The organism is Paenibacillus rhizosphaerae, from assembly GCF_014192015.1.
Taxonomy (GTDB): domain Bacteria; phylum Bacillota; class Bacilli; order Paenibacillales; family Paenibacillaceae; genus Paenibacillus_AQ; species Paenibacillus_AQ rhizosphaerae.
The window spans coordinates 280091-296747 of sequence record NZ_JACHXJ010000004.1 but is presented as its reverse complement, the minus strand read 5'-3'; the positions used below and the strand labels follow the sequence as shown (position 1 = coordinate 296747).

At 53.9% G+C, this 16657-nt stretch carries 16 protein-coding genes; 4 read left to right on the top strand and 12 right to left on the bottom strand.

The features are described from left to right. Nucleotides 1-121: 121 nt before the first annotated feature. Nucleotides 122-1351, top strand: coding sequence for an aminopeptidase (locus tag FHS19_RS23430; RefSeq protein ID WP_183584223.1), 1230 nt, complete (start codon nucleotides 122-124; stop codon nucleotides 1349-1351). 96 nt (nucleotides 1352-1447) lie between these two features. On the opposite strand, the gene FHS19_RS23425 is transcribed toward FHS19_RS23430, so the two are convergent. From FHS19_RS23425 to FHS19_RS23385, 10 genes are all read right to left on the bottom strand, one after another. Next, nucleotides 1448-1909, bottom strand: coding sequence for a GlcG/HbpS family heme-binding protein (locus FHS19_RS23425; protein ID WP_221224078.1), 462 nt, complete (start codon nucleotides 1907-1909; stop codon nucleotides 1448-1450). A 135-nt stretch (nucleotides 1910-2044) separates the two neighbouring features. Then, on the bottom strand, nucleotides 2045-2206 hold the full coding sequence (locus tag FHS19_RS35880) for a multidrug resistance efflux transporter family protein (RefSeq protein ID WP_512699194.1): 162 nt from the start codon (nucleotides 2204-2206) through the stop codon (nucleotides 2045-2047). A 1-nt stretch (nucleotide 2207) separates the two neighbouring features. Further along, nucleotides 2208-2912 carry an ABC transporter ATP-binding protein gene (locus FHS19_RS23420; protein ID WP_183584222.1) on the bottom strand — a complete coding sequence of 235 codons (705 nt, stop codon included), beginning with the start codon at nucleotides 2910-2912 and terminating at the stop codon, nucleotides 2208-2210. Beyond that, on the bottom strand, nucleotides 2909-3694 hold the full coding sequence (locus FHS19_RS23415; protein ID WP_183584221.1) for an ABC transporter ATP-binding protein: 786 nt from the start codon (nucleotides 3692-3694) through the stop codon (nucleotides 2909-2911). The genes FHS19_RS23420 and FHS19_RS23415 overlap by 4 nt, the downstream gene beginning before the upstream one ends. After that, a complete protein-coding gene (locus tag FHS19_RS23410) occupies nucleotides 3691-4983 on the bottom strand; it encodes a branched-chain amino acid ABC transporter permease (RefSeq protein ID WP_183584220.1) in 1293 nt (430 codons plus the stop codon). The genes FHS19_RS23415 and FHS19_RS23410 overlap by 4 nt, the downstream gene beginning before the upstream one ends. A gap of 10 nt (nucleotides 4984-4993) precedes the next feature. Next, nucleotides 4994-5980 (bottom strand): branched-chain amino acid ABC transporter permease, encoded by a 987-nt coding sequence (locus tag FHS19_RS23405; RefSeq protein ID WP_183584219.1) that lies wholly within the window; start codon nucleotides 5978-5980, stop codon nucleotides 4994-4996. 91 nt (nucleotides 5981-6071) lie between these two features. Next, entirely contained in the window at nucleotides 6072-7283 is a 1212-nt protein-coding gene (locus FHS19_RS23400; protein WP_183584218.1) for a branched-chain amino acid ABC transporter substrate-binding protein, read from the bottom strand. 329 nt (nucleotides 7284-7612) lie between these two features. Further along, on the bottom strand, nucleotides 7613-8506 hold the full coding sequence (locus tag FHS19_RS23395) for a response regulator (RefSeq protein ID WP_183584217.1): 894 nt from the start codon (nucleotides 8504-8506) through the stop codon (nucleotides 7613-7615). Continuing rightward, the gene (locus FHS19_RS23390) at nucleotides 8496-9746 is read right to left on the bottom strand and encodes an ATP-binding protein (protein WP_183584216.1); all 1251 of its coding nucleotides are present in this window, start codon (nucleotides 9744-9746) and stop codon (nucleotides 8496-8498) included. Before FHS19_RS23390 ends, FHS19_RS23395 begins: the two co-directional genes overlap by 11 nt. Nucleotides 9747-10226: 480 nt before the next feature. Then, on the bottom strand, nucleotides 10227-10640 hold the full coding sequence (locus FHS19_RS23385; protein WP_183584215.1) for an organic hydroperoxide resistance protein: 414 nt from the start codon (nucleotides 10638-10640) through the stop codon (nucleotides 10227-10229). A 257-nt stretch (nucleotides 10641-10897) separates the two neighbouring features. Here FHS19_RS23385 and FHS19_RS23380 point away from each other — a divergent pair, with 257 nt between their 5' ends. After that, entirely contained in the window at nucleotides 10898-12151 is a 1254-nt protein-coding gene (locus tag FHS19_RS23380; RefSeq protein ID WP_183584214.1) for a peptidase, read from the top strand. A gap of 215 nt (nucleotides 12152-12366) precedes the next feature. Here the strand turns inward: FHS19_RS23380 and FHS19_RS23375 are convergent, their stop codons facing one another. Next, nucleotides 12367-14031, bottom strand: coding sequence for an MFS transporter (locus FHS19_RS23375; RefSeq protein WP_183584213.1), 1665 nt, complete (start codon nucleotides 14029-14031; stop codon nucleotides 12367-12369). Between the two features lie 164 nt (nucleotides 14032-14195). Between FHS19_RS23375 and FHS19_RS23370 the strand changes: the two genes are divergently transcribed. Then, nucleotides 14196-14792, top strand: a complete 597-nt coding sequence (locus tag FHS19_RS23370; RefSeq protein ID WP_183584212.1) for a TetR/AcrR family transcriptional regulator — start codon at nucleotides 14196-14198, stop codon at nucleotides 14790-14792. Nucleotides 14793-14884: 92 nt separating this feature from the next. Here the strand turns inward: FHS19_RS23370 and FHS19_RS23365 are convergent, their stop codons facing one another. Further along, a complete protein-coding gene (locus FHS19_RS23365; protein ID WP_183584211.1) occupies nucleotides 14885-15295 on the bottom strand; it encodes a nuclear transport factor 2 family protein in 411 nt (136 codons plus the stop codon). Nucleotides 15296-15424: 129 nt separating this feature from the next. On the opposite strand from FHS19_RS23365, the gene FHS19_RS23360 reads away from it, so the two are divergent. After that, nucleotides 15425-16399, top strand: a complete 975-nt coding sequence (locus tag FHS19_RS23360) for a helix-turn-helix transcriptional regulator (RefSeq protein ID WP_183584210.1) — start codon at nucleotides 15425-15427, stop codon at nucleotides 16397-16399. Nucleotides 16400-16657: the final 258 nt, after the last annotated feature.

Sequence of the window (16657 nt, the reverse complement as noted above, 5' to 3'; positions counted from 1 at the left end):
ATACACGTATGGTATCTGTTCGGAGACCTCCGGCGGCGCGAAAGCTGGAAGGAACTGGCGAAGAAAGGGCGAATCCTTAGTAGATTGTTATAATCTGCCGAAGTCGGGGAGGAAAAAGTCCATGAGTTTTTTAGACCGTTTGGAAAAATACGCCGAGCTCGCCGTCCATGTTGCGGTCCATATTCAGCCGGGGCAGTCCTTGTGGATCAGCGCTCCGATCCATGTGCCGGAGTTTGTGCGCATGATCGCCAAGCAGGCGTATCACGCCGGAGCGAAGCTGGTTCATATTGAGTGGCAGGACGAAATCAGCACGCAGCTGAAATATCATCTCGCTCCTGACGAGGCTTTTGAGGAGTATCCGGTATGGAGAGCGAAGTGGGTTCAGGAGTTCGCCGAGAACGACGGAGCATTTCTCTTTATCGAATCGGCCAATCCCGAGCTGCTGAAAGGCGTGAACCCCAAGCGGATCTCAGCCCATTCCAAGGCGGCAAGCGCCGCACTCTCCAAGTGGCACGAGTATATGTCCGCAAGCAAAATGACCTGGTCCATTATCGGCGTTCCGTCCGAAGGCTGGTCGAAGCGGGTTTTCCCGGATCTGGCACCGGAAGCCGCGGTTGAGGCGCTGTGGGAGGCGATTTTCCAAACCGCCCGCGTAAGCGGCGGCGATCCCATCCAGGCTTGGAACGAACATAATGCAAATTTGCGCAGCAAGCGCGAATATTTAAACCGCAAGCAGTACAAGCAGCTTCATTATAAAGCTCCGGGCACCGACCTGTTGATCGAGCTTCCGGAGCATCATGTCTGGAACGGCGGTACCGCCCGGAACGAAGCGGGCAATGAGTTCAACCCGAACGTTCCGACGGAGGAAGTATTCACTTCGCCCCGCAGGGAAGGGACCCGGGGAACTGTCCGTAGCACCAAGCCGCTCAGCTATCAGGGAAACCTGATCGAGAACTTCAGCCTGACGTTTGAGGACGGAAAAGTCGTCGATTTTACGGCAGAGAAGGGTTATGAATTTTTAAAGGGCATGCTCGACATGGACGCGTCGGCCCGCTATTTGGGCGAAGCCGCGCTCGTGCCGCATCGCTCGCCGATCTCGGAGACGGGGCTTATTTTTTTCAATACGCTATTTGACGAAAATGCATCGAACCATCTGGCCCTGGGCGAAGCCTTCCCGACCTGCATCGAGAACGGAACCTCGCTCACCCGGGAAGAGCTTGACCGTGCCGGGCTGAATCACAGCATAATCCACGTGGACTTCATGATCGGTTCCGCCGACATGGACATCGACGGGATTACGGCGGACGGCCGAAGGGAACCTGTATTCCGTATGGGTAACTGGGCGTTCTGATCCACCATAGTTAAGCAGAGCCCTCCAAACCGCCTCACATGCAGGCTGGACGGAGGGTTTTCTATTGTGACCGATTCCAGCGTTCTTTAAGCCCCCTTACGCTTGATTCGATCCAATCCGAAACGAGATGTTCCGGAGGTCTGACCGGTGCAGCCAGCGGTCAAAGGCCTGCACCGCGGCCTCCCCCACCTGGATATCCTGCTCGCTTGTCCCTCCGCTGACCCCGATGCCCCCAATGATGACATCGCCTGCTTTTAACGGGATGCCTCCCCCCAGGATGACCACCCGGCCCTGATTCGTCGTATTAATCCCGAAGGATGGCTGCCCGGGCTGGGCCGTCCTGGACAGATTCGAGGTTGGCAATTGCAGGGCCACACTGGTCCAGGCTTTGTTCTGGGCGATATCAATGCCCCCCAGCCGGGCATGGTCCATCCGGTGGAAGGCGACCAGATTCGCGCCGTCGTCCACGATGGCGATATCCTGGGCCAGCCCCATTTCCTTGGCTTTCTTCTCGGCTGCGTCGAGCAGCAATTTGGCAAGATCCAGCGTCATTTTCATGATTAGAATACCTCCAGCTTCAATGTTCTTTCCCCATTGTATGGCCGCCAGCCCATAAGCGTGTTATTGGGGCTAAGGATATAATGAATTTGTATACAAATGCAAAACGGAAGGCAATAACAAAAAAGGTTGCCTCTATGTAGAGACAACCCTTTCGTTATTCCAAATAACCTGTCGTAGAGCCGGACGCCGAGTTGCCGTTCCAAATCCTGAATTGGAAAACTTCATCGCCTGGTTCAGTACGAAGATGGCGGAGAAGAAAAAGGAAGCCAGGATACCGTATAGGATTGGACGCATGTCAGGCCAGATAAGCCTCCTTGACCTGCTCGCTTTGCAGCAGCAAGCGGGCCTCGTCTTCCATGATGATTTCTCCGGTCTGAATGACATAGCCGCGATGGGCGATTTGAAGCGCCTGATACGCGTTTTGCTCCACGAGCAGAACGGTCATTCCCGTCCGATTCAGCTCCTGAATGATATCGAAGATCTGCTCCACGATGATCGGAGCGAGTCCCATGGACGGCTCGTCGAGAAGCAAAATTTTCGGCTGCATCATCAGTGCCCGGGCGATCGCGAGCATCTGCTGCTCGCCGCCGCTCATCGTCCCGCCAAGCTGGCCGAGCCGTTCCTTTAGGCGCGGAAAATAACCGAAAGCGCGCTCCATTCTGTCCTTCACGATTTTCCTGTCTTTGACCGAGAACGCGCCCATCTCCAAATTTTCCTTCACAGTCAGCCTCGGGAAAATGCGCCGTCCCTCTGGAACGTGCGCAATGCCGTCCAGTGCAGTCTGATGCGGTGGCTGGGTGGAAATGTCCTGGCCGCCAAATCGAATCGTCCCTTTGATTTTCACCTGGCCGCAGATCGATTTCAGGGTCGACGACTTGCCTGCGCCGTTCGAACCGATCAGCGTGACGATTTCGCCCTCGTTCACCGAAAGAGAGATTCCCTTAAGTCCCTCGATTGCGCCGTAATAAGCATGCACCTTATGAAGCTCAAGCAAGCTCATGACATCACCTCCTGCCGGACTGCGCTTTTGCCCAAATAGGCTTCAATGACTCTGGGGTTGGACCGGATTTCCTCCGGGACCCCTTCGGCAATCTTCGTGCCGTAGTCCAGAACCAGAATATATTCGGACAGCTCCATGACGAGCTTCATGTCATGCTCGATCAGCACGACCGTAATGCCCATCTCTCGCTGAATTTGCTTGATCAGCTCGATCAGCTGCGCCGTTTCGCGCGGGTTCATGCCCGCCGCCGGTTCGTCCAGCAGCAGCACCCTCGGCCGGGTCGCAAGCGCCCGGGCGATTTCCAGACGCCTTTGGGCTCCGTAAGGCAGACTGCCTGCCTCCTCATTCAAGTAGGCTGCCAAACCAACGTATTCGAGCAGGCGGTAGGCTTCCGCCGCGGAATCCTCCTCTTCCTGCCGGATTCCCGGCAGACGAAGCAGCGTGCCGAACAACCCCGCCTTCAGATGAATATGCATGCCGACCATCACGTTCTCCAGGACGGTCATGCTTCCGAACAAACGGATATTTTGAAACGTACGGGCTACGCCCAGCTCCGTAATTTTGTGGGGCTTCACCTTCACGATCGATTTGCCGCCCAGTTCGATTTCGCCTTCATCCGGTATGTAGATGCCGGTAATCATATTGAAGAAAGTCGTTTTCCCGGCTCCGTTCGGACCAATCACAGCGGATATTTTCCCTTCCGGGAACGTAAAGTCTACCCCGTTCACAGCAACGAGGCCGCCGAACCGCTTGATCAGCTTCGATACTTTCAGCTCGCTCATTTGAACGCACCTCCGCTCTGCTTGGCCGACTGCCCGATTGGAACTGCCGCCTTGGGGAGGTTCGCTTTCAGCTTTTCCTCGTTTACCTTGCGGTTCTTGGCCGCAATGAGACCGTTCGGCCGGAAAATGGCCATCAGCACGAGAATGACGCCAAAGAGTAACCGCTGCATTTTCGACGGCGATAGCGCGCTCGGGATGTTCACGATGCCGTTCAACGTCAGCTGGTTAAACCAGTTGGTCAGCTCCGTCAGCACCTGAAGGTTAAGAATCGTCACGATCGCGGCACCCAGAATGACACCGGGAACGCTGCCCATTCCGCCCAGTATAACCATAACCAGAATCGTCGCCGACTCGACCAGCGTAAAGCTCGTCGGATCGATAAACGTTTGCTTCGCGGCAAACACGACGCCCATCATGCCGGAGAACGACGCGCCAACGGCGAAGGCGGTTAGCTTGGTGCCGATGACCGGAATCCCCATCGCCTGGGCCGCAATCTCGTTTTCCCGAATCGCTTTCCATGAACGGCCCAGCCTGGAGTGCTCCAGCCTTCTTACGCCGAACAGGACGACGGCCAGGATCGCGATCACAATAAAATAAAATTGGTGCGGGAACGTAAATTGGAATCCAAACAGATTCGGAGGCGGAATCGACGAGATTCCCATCGCCCCGTTCGTGATATTCACCGGTTTGGACAGATTGTTGAAAATAAGCCGGATGATTTCGCCGAATCCAAGCGTTACGATGGCCAGATAATCGCCTTTTACCCGAAGCACCGGCAGGCCGAGAAGCACGCCGAACAGCGCGGCGATAAACCCGCCGAGCAGAATGAATAACCAGAACCAAGACCCGGAAAGCGGGAATAAATTGCCCGAAATAAAGTTGCTCACCTGTGGGGTCGAAAAGATGGCGTACGAATACGCGCCAACCGCGAAAAAAGCGATAAACCCGAGGTCGAGCAGCCCGGCGAATCCAACCACGATGTTGAGTCCAAGCGCCATGGCTATGTAAATACCACACTGCGTGACGACTTCCATGTACGATTCGTGTGAAGCTCCGCCCGAGGTAGCAAACGGAATGACGATCAGAAGAAGAACGCCGGCAATCCCCCATTTCACCGTGTTCGGGAACGCAGTATAGTACAGCAGCAAAAAGGAGGAGAGCAGCAGCAAAAAGGAAACGACCGACTTATCCGATAAATAGACGCTGAGTGCCGTGACAATGACAAAGACCGCATAGACCGCGGCTAGGACGAGCTTATTTTGCCTGAGGACGAATATCCATTTATTCACCGCTTGTCACCTACACTTTCTCTTTGATGGCTTTGCCAAACAGGCCTTCCGGCTTGAAGATCAGGACAACGATCAGGATTAGAAAGGACATGACGTCTTTATATTCCGCACCAAAACTGCCGCCCGTCAAAATCCCGAGATTCGTCGATGCGAGCATCTCGATCAAACCGATTAATATGCCGCCGAACATCGCGCCGCGGATATTGCCGATGCCCCCGAGAACGGCGGCGGTGAAAGCCTTCATACCCAGGGTGAAGCCGATATAAGGGTCAATCGTGCCGTACTGCTGCGCGAATAGTACACCAGTGCCGCCACCCAGCGCCGAACCGATAAAAAACGTGAGCGCGATCACTTTATTCACGTTGATCGACATGAGCGATGCCGTATCCCTGTCCTGCGCGACGGCGCGCATTGCGACACCCCATTTGGTCCGGTTCACGAACAAATCGAGACCGATCATGAGCACCACGGCCGCAGCGAGCACGATAATTGTATTCGTTTTAATAAAAGCATCGCCGAAAACACTCCAAAGAGAAGAAGCAGCGACCTTGAGGTTGCTGTCGTAAAGCGTAATGCCTGTCACAATAAAATTGCCCGTTTTCAGGTCGGCGATAAACCGGACGATGTCCTGAAGCAGGAAGGAAATGCCGACCGCGGAAATAAAAGAGATCAGCTTAGGCGCTTTACGAAGCGGCCGGTACGCCACACGTTCAATTCCGATTCCCAAAATCCCGGTTAACAGCATAGCGATGACAAATGCCAGCAAATAAGCAAGCCAACCCGGCATGGCTCCCAGTAAGCCGGCGGACTTCAAAGTTAGCAGCGCCGCCGTTCCTGCGAACGCGCCGGTCATAAAAATTTCCCCATGCGCGAAGTTGATGAATTCCAGAATACCGTAGACCATCGTGTAGCCGATGGCGACAACGGCATATACGGCTCCAAGCGCGAGTCCGTCGACCAATACCTGGGGAAGCGTCTGCAGGATCTCCGAAATCATGTTCAAACCCCTTTTCCGTATTTCAGTCGCAAATGAGGCAGCCGATTCAGCATACCTCTTTTGCGCAGCAATCCCATCCATCCCGAGGTTCTTATTTCGGTTCGACCTCAGAGATCATACTGCCTGGATATTGGGGACCGTCATATTTGTAAATGAACACTTTGGCATACTTGTTGTCACCTTTGTCATCAAAGCTTACCTTCGTCGCGATACCCTGATAATCGGTCGTAGTGCGAATCGCATCGCGAACCTTCTCGCGAGCAGGCACCTTGCCGCCGTTCGCGTCGATCGCCTTTGTCAGAGCGTTCAGGATAACGTTCATTGCGTCATAAGAATATACCGCGTAGTTCTCGGGATTTTTACCGAATTTCTGGTGATACTTATCGGCCCATTCCTTGTTCGACTTGATGATGTCCGTGGCTACAGAGCTGTACGCCACATTGGTCAGCTTGTCGCCGGCAACATCGACCATGCCGGAGGAGTCGATCCCGTCTCCGCCCATAATCGGCACGTCAATGCCTTTCTCGCGGGCCTGTTTGACGATCAATCCACCTTCGTTATACAGGACGCCGAAGTAAATGAAGTCCGGCTTCTTGCTCAGTACCTGGTTCAGCACGCCGCTGAAGTCCTTCTCACCGACGGTAATGCCCTCATAGCCGACAATGTTGGCTCCGAGCTCTTTGGCCGCGTTTTGGAAGCTGTCAGCAATGCCTTTGCCGTATGCCGTCTGGTCCTGAATAATGAAAATGTTCTTGGCCCCGACGGTTTTCACGGCATACTCGGCCCCTGCCGGTCCCTGAAAGTCGTCGCGGGCGACAACGCGGTTCACCGATTTCAGCTTGCGGTCGGTAAGATCCGTCGCCGTGCTCCCCGGAGAAACCATTGGGATGCTATATTTCTCGTATACGACCGATGACGGAATCGAAACGCCGGAGTTAAAATGTCCGAGCACCGCCATCACCGATTTGTCCGCGCCGATCAATTCGGCATTGGCTACCCCTTTTTTGGAGTCACCCTGATCATCGTAAGGAACAAACTGCAGGTCGAAGCCGAGCTTCTTGAATTCGTCTTTGCGTTCCTCGAGCGCCATTTGGCCGCCGAGTTTAATCGATTCCCCGTAGGCGGAGCTGCTGCCGGACAACGGCGATTGCGAGGCAATTTTAATGACCGTCAGGTCGCCTCCCGCCCCCTCCGAGCCACTCGCGGCGGAGCTGTTCTTCCCGGAGCTGCCGCATCCGGCCAGCAAAGATGCCCCCAACACGGTAACCATTACCGCTCCGAGTCCTTTTTTCCATTTCTTCATCTGAGTAACCTCCTGATTTTTTCATTATGGAAGAAAGAAGCGCGCACGCTTGCACCTCTTCCCTATAAACGGGTTCGTACATGTTCAGTTTTTCAGTACTGAGATCCGAGGGACAGACAGTGTTCATGTTTGGTTAGATGACTTATTTCGTAATAAAAGACGACCTCCTTTAATATTAAGATAAATTCGGCCCTACAAAATCTTACGAAATCCGACAGAAAATTCACAAAAAAACGCGCGAGCCTCCAATCGGCACGCGCGTATCCTCACTCATCATCTATTGTAAGCGTTATACTATCTAACATGGTGAATCGATTTTTCGGAGAATACTACTTTCTGAGCTTCTCCCGAACTTCCAAATAAAGTACCTGGAGGAATTTTTTAATATTCACTTTCCCTTTATCCTGGCTTGGATCCTCTTCCATCACCCTCATTTTCCGCCGAACGTCCTCAAAATCAAAATAAAGAGGCGCATAATGTTCAAATTTGGGATTGCCGTAATCCGTCAAGCCAATGGAAGCCAAATTCGTCAGAGCCGTCATGACGGCTCGTCGGATCCGCTGTTCGATTGCCTTGCGCTCCTTTTCAATCTCGCTTGGGCTTTGCTTGTAACGACTGGCCACCGCTTCGTACAATTCTTTTAAAGGCGGGAAACCGGACGAACGCGGATGCTCGATGAGATCTTCGATAATCGAAACGATATCTTTGCTCCCAATTTCGCCGACGATGCCCAGCTCCATGAGAATCGAACACATGACATCGCGAACGGTCCGCCTATTGCGGAGCGGCAATTGCTCCATGCCTTCGAATGCCGCCAGCGTTTGTTTGATGTCATAAATATACCGCTCGTATCTCCACCGCTCGTTCACCTTCATCAAGACGGCCTCCACTTCCAAACGGTTGATCGGCTTATGAATAAAAAAATCGATTCCGGATTGGTAGGCGTGTCCGACCAAATCCTTATTACTGATTTGCGAGATCATGATGAATTTCCCCCGAAAGCCTTGCTCCTTGGCCTCCATGATCGTCTCGATCCCGTCCTTATCGGGCATCAGCAAATCGATAAGAACAACGTCCGGTAACGCGTCAAGAATCAACCCTACCCCTTCGGTCCCGCCGGACGCCAAGCCGACGACTTCGCCAAGCGAGGTATCCTCAACAATATTTTGCAGCATTTTCCGGCTTGCCACGTCGTCGTCAACGATCGCGAACTTAAGAGACATCTTGATGGCCTCCTTGTTCTACATCGGGTTTGGGAAGACGGACGACAAACCGGGACCCGCCGGACCTGCCGGCCGGCTCCACGGCAATATGACCGCCGAAGGACCGGACAATCTCGCGGACATGCGACAAACCGATACCGTTGGCCGAAACGCCTTTCTCATTAAACTTGGTTGTAAAGCCCGGCTCGAAAATAATGCCGCGAAGCTCCTCAGGGATCCCCCTGCCCGAATCCCTCACGATAAAAACAAAATCCCGCTCGTCCTCAAACACTTTCAAATGGATCGCTCCCTGTTTATCAATCGCTTCGACGGCGTTGGCCACAAGGTTGTTCAGCACTGTCATCAGGGGAAAGTAATCCGGCCTGCACAAATCCCGCTTCACTTCCGTTTCCGCTTCGATAACGATTTTTTTCTTCAGCATTTCACTATATTCCCGGTTTCCTTCAACCACGAAACGAACGATTTCCGTTAACGTCAAATCGAATACGATTTCATCATCGTAAAGCTTTCGAAGGCCCGCCAAAATACGCTGGGAGTCCTTCTTTACCTCGTGGAGCTGCTGAGCGACCGCGATGGTCTGCCTGCTATAATCGCACAGGCGATCCTTTTTCAGCTTGCGGTACAGGTCAAAGCTGCTCGCGGTAATCCGCTCGATCGTCTCCATCGATTTTCTCAGATAAATGGCTTCCCCGTACAAGCCGGCGCCGACATTCAGCATTTGCTTGATCCGCTTTTCCTGCTCAGCATGGAGGGCGCGCATTTGGTTGATGGAGATGCTGCTGAACAAGCCGATGATAAAATAGCTGCGCAAAATCGCCACCATGAACAAATAACACCATTCATGAAATGAAAAACGGTAGGTGCCGAGCATTAGCCCGTGCAGTAAAAGCTCCGTAACATTAGATGCAAAATCGATTGCAGTGACGATCCCGCCCAGAACGAGCGGCTGAAATCGGTCCAGCCTTTTCTGTATCCGGCTCATCCCGAAGGCATAAATCAAATAATACGCGCCGGCTGCGAGGCTGTTTTGCAGGACTGCATTCAGGATGCCGGTAATGATACCTGTTTTGATATAGGGCAAGTGGCGGGTGAACAGCAAGAAAAGTAAAAATGTGCTGACGCCGAACCCGATGCGGAAAACGTCACCTTGAAACGGATGGATCTTAAATTCAGCGCCAATGGCCGTGGCCGTTGCGACTACAACCATCTGCAATTTTTCGTTTTTAACCAGATTGTTCATTTTTGGTCGCTCATGCCGAAGAGACAGGCACTATTCCCCTCCCTTAGAACTATGCCGGGTGATATCGATACTAACAGATCTCTTGCATATTTTTAAGGTACCGGAGACACCCGCTATCTCATTCTCCAAACCCGGAATTGGATGAGTTCGACCCGATCGGAACGTTCGGTAAAGACCGATAAGCCATCGCTTTTCTCCCCCATCCGCCCCGCATGTAGTGATATCTGGGACATTTGCAGCAATTTTATAATAAGTCGAACTTTATTTGAATTCTAGCCTGAGCATTTTGGTAAATACATACATATGGGGATCGCATAAGGAGACGAAAGCGTATTCAACGCGGAGAATATCTATTAGCATGAACAGGTGGAGTTTCCGGAAAAAGAGAAACGATTTCCATAGGCACACGCAAACAAACCGCCAAATAAGACTGGCGGCTGTGATAGCCAGTGCTCTAGGCGGTTTGAACATGTGGTTGTTTTATATCAAGTTTAATTGGACGTCAATATTGCCATGAGTTGCCCTCGAGTACGGACAGACGTCATGCGCCGCTTCAATCAGCTCCCGAGCCGTTTCCCTTTCTATACCTGCCAAGGTAATGTCGAGCTTGACTGCAAGCTTATAATGGTCTGTTTCATCTTTACCGAGAGTCACATGCGCCGTCACTTCCGTGCTGTCCACCTTTATTCTCCTTTCCCGGCACACGACATTCAGCGCGCTTTCAAAGCATGCTGCGTATCCACCCGCAAACAGCTGCTCTGGATTGGTTGCTCCTCCCGGTCCACCCAATTCCTTCGGATGGATCACATTAAGGTTCAGCATGCCGTCGCTCGACTCCAGCCTGCCATCCCGGCCTCCAGTTGCTGTGACGCTTGCCGTATAAAGCTCCTTCATTGTTCTAATTCCTCCTGTAATCGCGATAACGTTGCCTTCCTACAGGTTGCCCATTTCTTCTTCATTTCAAATTCAACCGGCATTTTTTAGGTGCCCAGCCTCGTCCAAGATCTATATAGTGATTTCAGCATGCAACATTTGGCACATTTCCCTCGTCAGGAACTATGAAGGAACAAGCATCATTTACCAATTGCATGCACGGTGAAATATTCCGATCCGCACTCGCAAGAAAGCCATATAGAGGAGGAAAATGACAGATGAACAAAATCTACAAAGTATTGGCAACCGCGTCGATTGCCGCGCTGGCAGCCGTTCCGGTTGCGGCCAGCGCCCAGGAAGTGCCGCCTGCATCCGCTCAAAGCGGACAAGGCCAGGTTCAACATGAGGCCAAAGTGGTTCCTGCCACCTGGGGACAAATCACGAACTTCGTGAACGACAAGACCGGCAAGTTCGTTACAGTAACGGGTCGGGGACTGGCTCCAAGCGATCAAAGCCAGATCATCCTGGCCATCACGCCGGAGACCAAGATCATTGATGCCCGCGGGAAAACCGTTCCCCTGAAAACCGTAATCGATGAGAAAAAAGTCGTGAAGGCGTTCTACGGACCGAATATTACGAAAAGCCTCCCGGCCCGCGGCACGGCGCTGACGCTTGTCGTTCAGGACCAGAGCTTTACCGCCATTGACGGTACCGTATCCGAAGTAAGAGAGAACGGCATCCTGGTCAAAGGAACCGATATTTACACCTCTAATGGGGAGACGATCCTTCTGCATCTCGCGGATAAGGCCACCATCCTCAGCCAGGATGGCAAGGTGCTGACCAGCGGCGACATTAAAGAGGGTACGAGCATCCGAGCTTTCTATGGCCCTGCCGTGGCCATGAGCCTGCCGCCGCAAGCCGGAACAAATTATGTGATCGTGAACACCGAAGACGCCGGAAGCGGCGAAACCGGAAATACGGATCAGGAACTCAAAGCCGGTACGGACGGCATCGTGACCAATACGGCGGACGGCAAAGTGACGGTCGTCGGCAAGGCTCATGACAATGGCGGCGTCAACTACGTCATCCTCTCCGTGGATGACAAAACCCAAATCGTCGACGAAGACGGCAAGGCGCTGACCAAGGATGCCCTGAAGGCGGATATCCGCGTGGACGCCTACTACAGCGATATCATGACGATGATTTATCCGGCCCAAACGCATGCCGGCAAAATCGTGGTGAAGAAGGCGGAAACGGTCAAAATCGAAGGCACCGTTAAAGCATCGGACCGTGCTTCGGCCGATCAGGTCTATGTGAACGTCGGTTCCGATGATTCCACCGACAACGATGTCCTTCTGAACATCTCGAAAGATACGCCGGTCATCCCGACAATGGGCGGCGATACCGAGCTTCGCCCGGGCACCAAAATTATCGCCTATCATTCTCCGATCATGACCAAATCGATTCCCGGCATCACGAGTGCCGAAGCGATCATCGTGACGTCGGACGCCGATACGGTACAGCCTAAGTAAATTCAACGTATACGCAACGTGCTTAAATGCGCCAAAACCCGGCCGATTCTCCTGATGAATCGGCCGGGTTTTTTATTGCGCCGGGACAAAGAGCCGAATGGCCGTTTACGAGGTCAAGCCTGCCGGATTCACGGGCACGTTCATCCGATGATCGGTGTGCCTCAGACGATCTTCAAATCCCTTACCGGTTCAGCCGCTGCTCCTTCAGCTCTCCTTTAGCTCTTCCGCTTTCTTCCGGCGAGAGCGACCGTCATTGGGATGATCAGCATGGTGTAGAAACCGAGCACCGTCATACTGAGGATAAAGGCGCTCGTGTAGCTGCGCGCATTCGACTGCAATACGCCGTCCGCCACCAGCCTGTCAGCACCCCCGGCAGCGGAAGCCGTAACCTTGCATGCGCCGGGAGCTGCCTGTGCCTGACCGGCCGCTGCCGGGAAACAATCCCGCAGCCTGGCCAGCGCCGTCTGCCCCTGCTCCTCCGACAGGGCGTAGGATGTCAGATGCTGCCGCAGTTCAAGCTCGGTCCGCGCCTCCGCCTGATGGGCATAGTGGCTTAAAGAGCTCATCCAAACAATTCCGATGAGGCCGATGCCGATGGCGGAGGCAAGCTGCATTCCCGTCGTCAAAATGCCGGAGCCCGATCCGATATCCTGCTTCTCTACTTTGGACAGCACCACATTGGTCAGCGGCGCGGCGATAAAGCCTTGGCCTATGCCCAGCAGTACGAGAGCCGGCAGCCAGAACCATACGTTCGGCGACCACCCGGTGGCCCAAATCGTCAGGGCGACGGCGAAATAGCCGACGGAGGTCATCACCGAACCGACGGTAAGGACGTGGGCTCCGATTTTGCCCGCCAGCTTCGGTGACAGCAGCGAAGCCAGGAAATATCCGATGCCCATAGGCAGAATGATTAAGCCTGATTTCAGGGCGCTGAATCCATGCCCCATCTGCAGCAAATAGGCCGTGATCAGAAAAAAGGCGGCTTGGGCGGTCATCATAAGGAAGATCACGGCCAGGCCCAGGCTGAATGCTTTCTGGCCGAACAGCCTGACGTTCATAAACGGCCGGCGCCCTTTGGCAAGCAGCCTGCGCTGCATCCATACGAAGACGGCGAGGACAGGGACGGACAGAATCAGGCTGATGACGAGCAGCGCCGGCCACCCTTCCTTCTGCCCTTGAACCAGCGGATACACGAGGAGCAGCAGGCCTGCCGCCGCTATGGCTGCACCGAACCAGTCCATCCGCGAGCGGTCCGCATCCTTCGATTCCGGAACAAACGGAGCCATGGCCAGGATGATCAATCCGACCGGGACGCTGAAGAAAAAGACCAGCCGCCAGTCGAGATGCCACGGATTCCAGCCGAGCAGCAAACCGCCGATGAGCTGGCCGGTCGAAGCGGCCAATCCCTGGGCGGCGCCATACAGCCCGAAGATCATTCCCCTCTTCTCCGGCGGGTACTGCGCCTGAATGAGGGACAGCACCTGCGGGGATATCAATGCCGCACTAAAGCCCTGAAGCACGCGGATGGCCGTAAGCACACCGACACTGCCCGAAATGCCGAATAACAAGGATGTTAAAGTAAAGCCGGCTACGCCGATCAGGAGCATCTTCCGCCGTCCGTACCGGTCGCCCAGCCGCCCGCCGATAATCAAGGCCACGGCATAGGACAAGGTGTAGGCCGAAACGACGAACTGTACGCCGTAGAAATCGGCGTGAAGCCCCCGCTGAATCGAAGGGGTCGCCACATTGATGATAAAAATGTTCGCTACGGCCATAAACACGGACAGCAGCATCACCGCCAGCATTAAACGCGGCCTCTGGCGCGGCTCAGCTGCCGCCTGCGCAAGTGGCGCGGGAATAGAATTGAACGGTTGGTTCATCGCTTGCTTCATCCTCCTCTGGCGATCCCGAGCATTTGACAGCAGCCGGAATCAGCCATTAAAATAAATGAGACAGATCTGTCTCGTTTGATAACCGTATGATACAGACAGATCTGTCTCATGTCAACAGCGAATTTACCTTTATTTAGGAATAGGTGATTAGAATGACGAAGAAGGAATCCGCCAAAGAACGGATACTGAAGGTGGCGTCCGATTTATTTTATAGTGAAGGCGTGCGTGCCGTGGGGATCGACCGGATCATTGAAGAATCAGGGGTCGCCAAGGCCAGCTTTTACCGCAACTTCCCGACCAAGGACCATCTGGTCGTGGCCTATTTGGAGCTGCGCTCCAAGATCAGAATGGAGACCCTTGAAGAAGTAAAGCGTCAGTTCCCCGATTCGCCCAAAAAACAGCTCTATGCCCTTTTGGAGGAATTGGTCGAACGGATGCAGAGCTCCCGGTTTCGCGGCTGTCCTTTTATGAACGCCATCGTCGAGTTTCCGGATGAGGACCATCCCGGACACCAGGCAGCCTTGTCATTCCGGTCCGCCCTCTGGAAAGATGTAGAAGATATTGCGCGCCAGGCCGGGGCCCGCGATCCGGTCCAGCTCACTTACCAGCTTCAGCTGCTGAAAGACGGCGCCATGATGAGCGCCTACATGGATAAGGGTTACTATCATGCCGACTATTTTCTGAATGCCTGCCAAGTGCTGATCGATCGGCAGTTTGATGAAGTCCAGTCCGTCACGCCGGACAGCTGAATAATATGGCGCCGCAAGCAGCAGCGCATCAAATAGGCAAGACCAGGAACAACTTTCGCGTTCTTCTCCCGGCCTTGCCTCTTACCATGCCCTTACGCTTTCGCAATCGCCAGCAGGTGGGATGTGACGCCCACATACTCCCGGAAGGAGCGGATCCGTTCCTGCTCGAAACGGAACACGATCGCCAGCTCATTCGCGTAGGGCATCCCGTTAAAGATTCCCTCCGCTTGAAAAATGACGATGCCGGTATCCCCTTGCTCCACGCAGGTGACCGGCGTTAACCTGGCGCTCATGCTCGCCCGTTCCAGCTCGATCAACTTCCGAAACCGCCCGGTTCCCCTCTGCTCTCCCTGCCATTCCTCAAAAGGGATCGGGACGATAAAACCAAAATCAGCGGTCACCAGCGCTTCAAACGCCCCCGTATCCCCTTCCTCAATCGCCCGGCGAAAAGCATGAAATGCTTGCAAACTGCGCTCGTTTCCCTTTTTTTCCATTGGTTCCATACAGCATCCTCCTCTATTGGGCTGATTATGCCTTTCCAAATCTTATGAACTCATCATATCGTTTAAACACGACAGGTACTGTCTTGTTTATGTGGTACACTTGAGAAAAAAAGAAAGGACGGGACGCCGATGTATAAATCCCAGCGGTTGATCCGGCTCATCATGCTCGTCAATGCCAAGAAAAGCTTTACCCTCCGCGAGCTTGCGGATGAGATGGGGGTGTCCCAGCGGACCATATCCAGGGACCTCATCGAGCTTGGCGAACTGGGCATCCCCGTCTACTCCGTTCAAGGACGGGGCGGCGGTTTCCGGCTGTTAAACGAGCGGCTGCTGCCCGCGATCGCTTTTACCGAAAGCGAAGCGACCGCTTTGTTCTTCGCCTCCCAATCGCTGGCTTACTTCGGCTCGGTCCCGTTCGGCAAAGCAGCCGCTTCCGCCCTCGACAAGTTCTATCACTATCTCCCGCCGGATCTGAAAGAGAGAATCAGCCGCTTAACCGGTAAAATGGCGATTTGGAGCCCCCGGCGCAGCATGCCGGCCGAATGTCTGGAGGTGCTGCTGCAGGCGGTCATGATTCGCAGTGCCGTGACCATTGTCTACCAATCCGGCGCATCCGCAGACGAAAGAGTCATTCAGCCGATCGGCCTCTACTCGGACCAAGGGTACTGGTACTGCCCCGCCTACTGCTTTACCCGCAAAGCGTATCGCCTGTTCCGGGCGGACCGCATCCGCTCGGCTGTGCTGAATGAAGAAATCTGCTGCCTCGATGTGGTTGATGAGAAGACGGTGTTTAATTGGAATGAGGAAGAGCTGGAGAAGGCGCCGAAGACCGGCTTTATCGTCCGATTGACTCCGGAAGGCGTCCGAATGCTGGAGGGGAACGGCAGGCTCCAGCCTTATATTGAGTGCGAGGCCGATGGCGGCGGCAGGATCGACATATCCATTCCCCGGAAGGACGTGGCGTTCTTTGCCGATATGGTCTGGATGTTGGGACCGGAAGCGGTGATTGTGGAGCCTCCCGAAGCCCGGGAGTGGGTCAACAGCCGGCTGGCGGCCATGCAGCGGCAGTACGCGGAGCTCGCACCGGAATCTGAATCCAAGTAGTATGACGATACGGGGCAGCCTGCGCTTGAACACCCCAAAGAAAAAGCCCCTGTTCGTTGGTTCAGTACCAACGGACTGGAGCCCTTTGACATACAAAAAGCCAGGCCCCTCGAGGACCTGGCTTTATTTTATCCCGTTAATAACTTTTATACTGTAAAGTGTTACCGTATGGGTATTTCTGGACCCACGTGCAAGTTATAATACTACAGCCGGAAGTATAAGTCTATATTTTTGGCGGATTTTTTCTATACTTAGACT

Bases quoted from the DNA above. Each gene is read 5' to 3' on its own strand.
- FHS19_RS23430 (WP_183584223.1), top strand. From the start codon at position 122: ATGAGTTTTTTAGACCGTTTGGAAAAATACGCCGAGCTCGCCGTCCAT.
- FHS19_RS23425 (WP_221224078.1), bottom strand. From the start codon at position 1,909: ATGAAAATGACGCTGGATCTTGCCAAATTGCTGCTCGACGCAGCCGAG.
- FHS19_RS35880 (WP_512699194.1), bottom strand. From the start codon at position 2,206: ATGCGTCCAATCCTATACGGTATCCTGGCTTCCTTTTTCTTCTCCGCC.
- FHS19_RS23420 (WP_183584222.1), bottom strand. From the start codon at position 2,912: ATGAGCTTGCTTGAGCTTCATAAGGTGCATGCTTATTACGGCGCAATC.
- FHS19_RS23415 (WP_183584221.1), bottom strand. From the start codon at position 3,694: ATGAGCGAGCTGAAAGTATCGAAGCTGATCAAGCGGTTCGGCGGCCTC.
- FHS19_RS23405 (WP_183584219.1), bottom strand. From the start codon at position 5,980: ATGATTTCGGAGATCCTGCAGACGCTTCCCCAGGTATTGGTCGACGGA.
- FHS19_RS23400 (WP_183584218.1), bottom strand. From the start codon at position 7,283: ATGAAGAAATGGAAAAAAGGACTCGGAGCGGTAATGGTTACCGTGTTG.
- FHS19_RS23395 (WP_183584217.1), bottom strand. From the start codon at position 8,506: ATGTCTCTTAAGTTCGCGATCGTTGACGACGACGTGGCAAGCCGGAAA.
- FHS19_RS23390 (WP_183584216.1), bottom strand. From the start codon at position 9,746: ATGAACAATCTGGTTAAAAACGAAAAATTGCAGATGGTTGTAGTCGCA.
- FHS19_RS23385 (WP_183584215.1), bottom strand. From the start codon at position 10,640: ATGAAGGAGCTTTATACGGCAAGCGTCACAGCAACTGGAGGCCGGGAT.
- FHS19_RS23380 (WP_183584214.1), top strand. From the start codon at position 10,898: ATGAACAAAATCTACAAAGTATTGGCAACCGCGTCGATTGCCGCGCTG.
- FHS19_RS23375 (WP_183584213.1), bottom strand. From the start codon at position 14,031: ATGAACCAACCGTTCAATTCTATTCCCGCGCCACTTGCGCAGGCGGCA.
- FHS19_RS23370 (WP_183584212.1), top strand. From the start codon at position 14,196: ATGACGAAGAAGGAATCCGCCAAAGAACGGATACTGAAGGTGGCGTCC.
- FHS19_RS23365 (WP_183584211.1), bottom strand. From the start codon at position 15,295: ATGGAACCAATGGAAAAAAAGGGAAACGAGCGCAGTTTGCAAGCATTT.
- FHS19_RS23360 (WP_183584210.1), top strand. From the start codon at position 15,425: ATGTATAAATCCCAGCGGTTGATCCGGCTCATCATGCTCGTCAATGCC.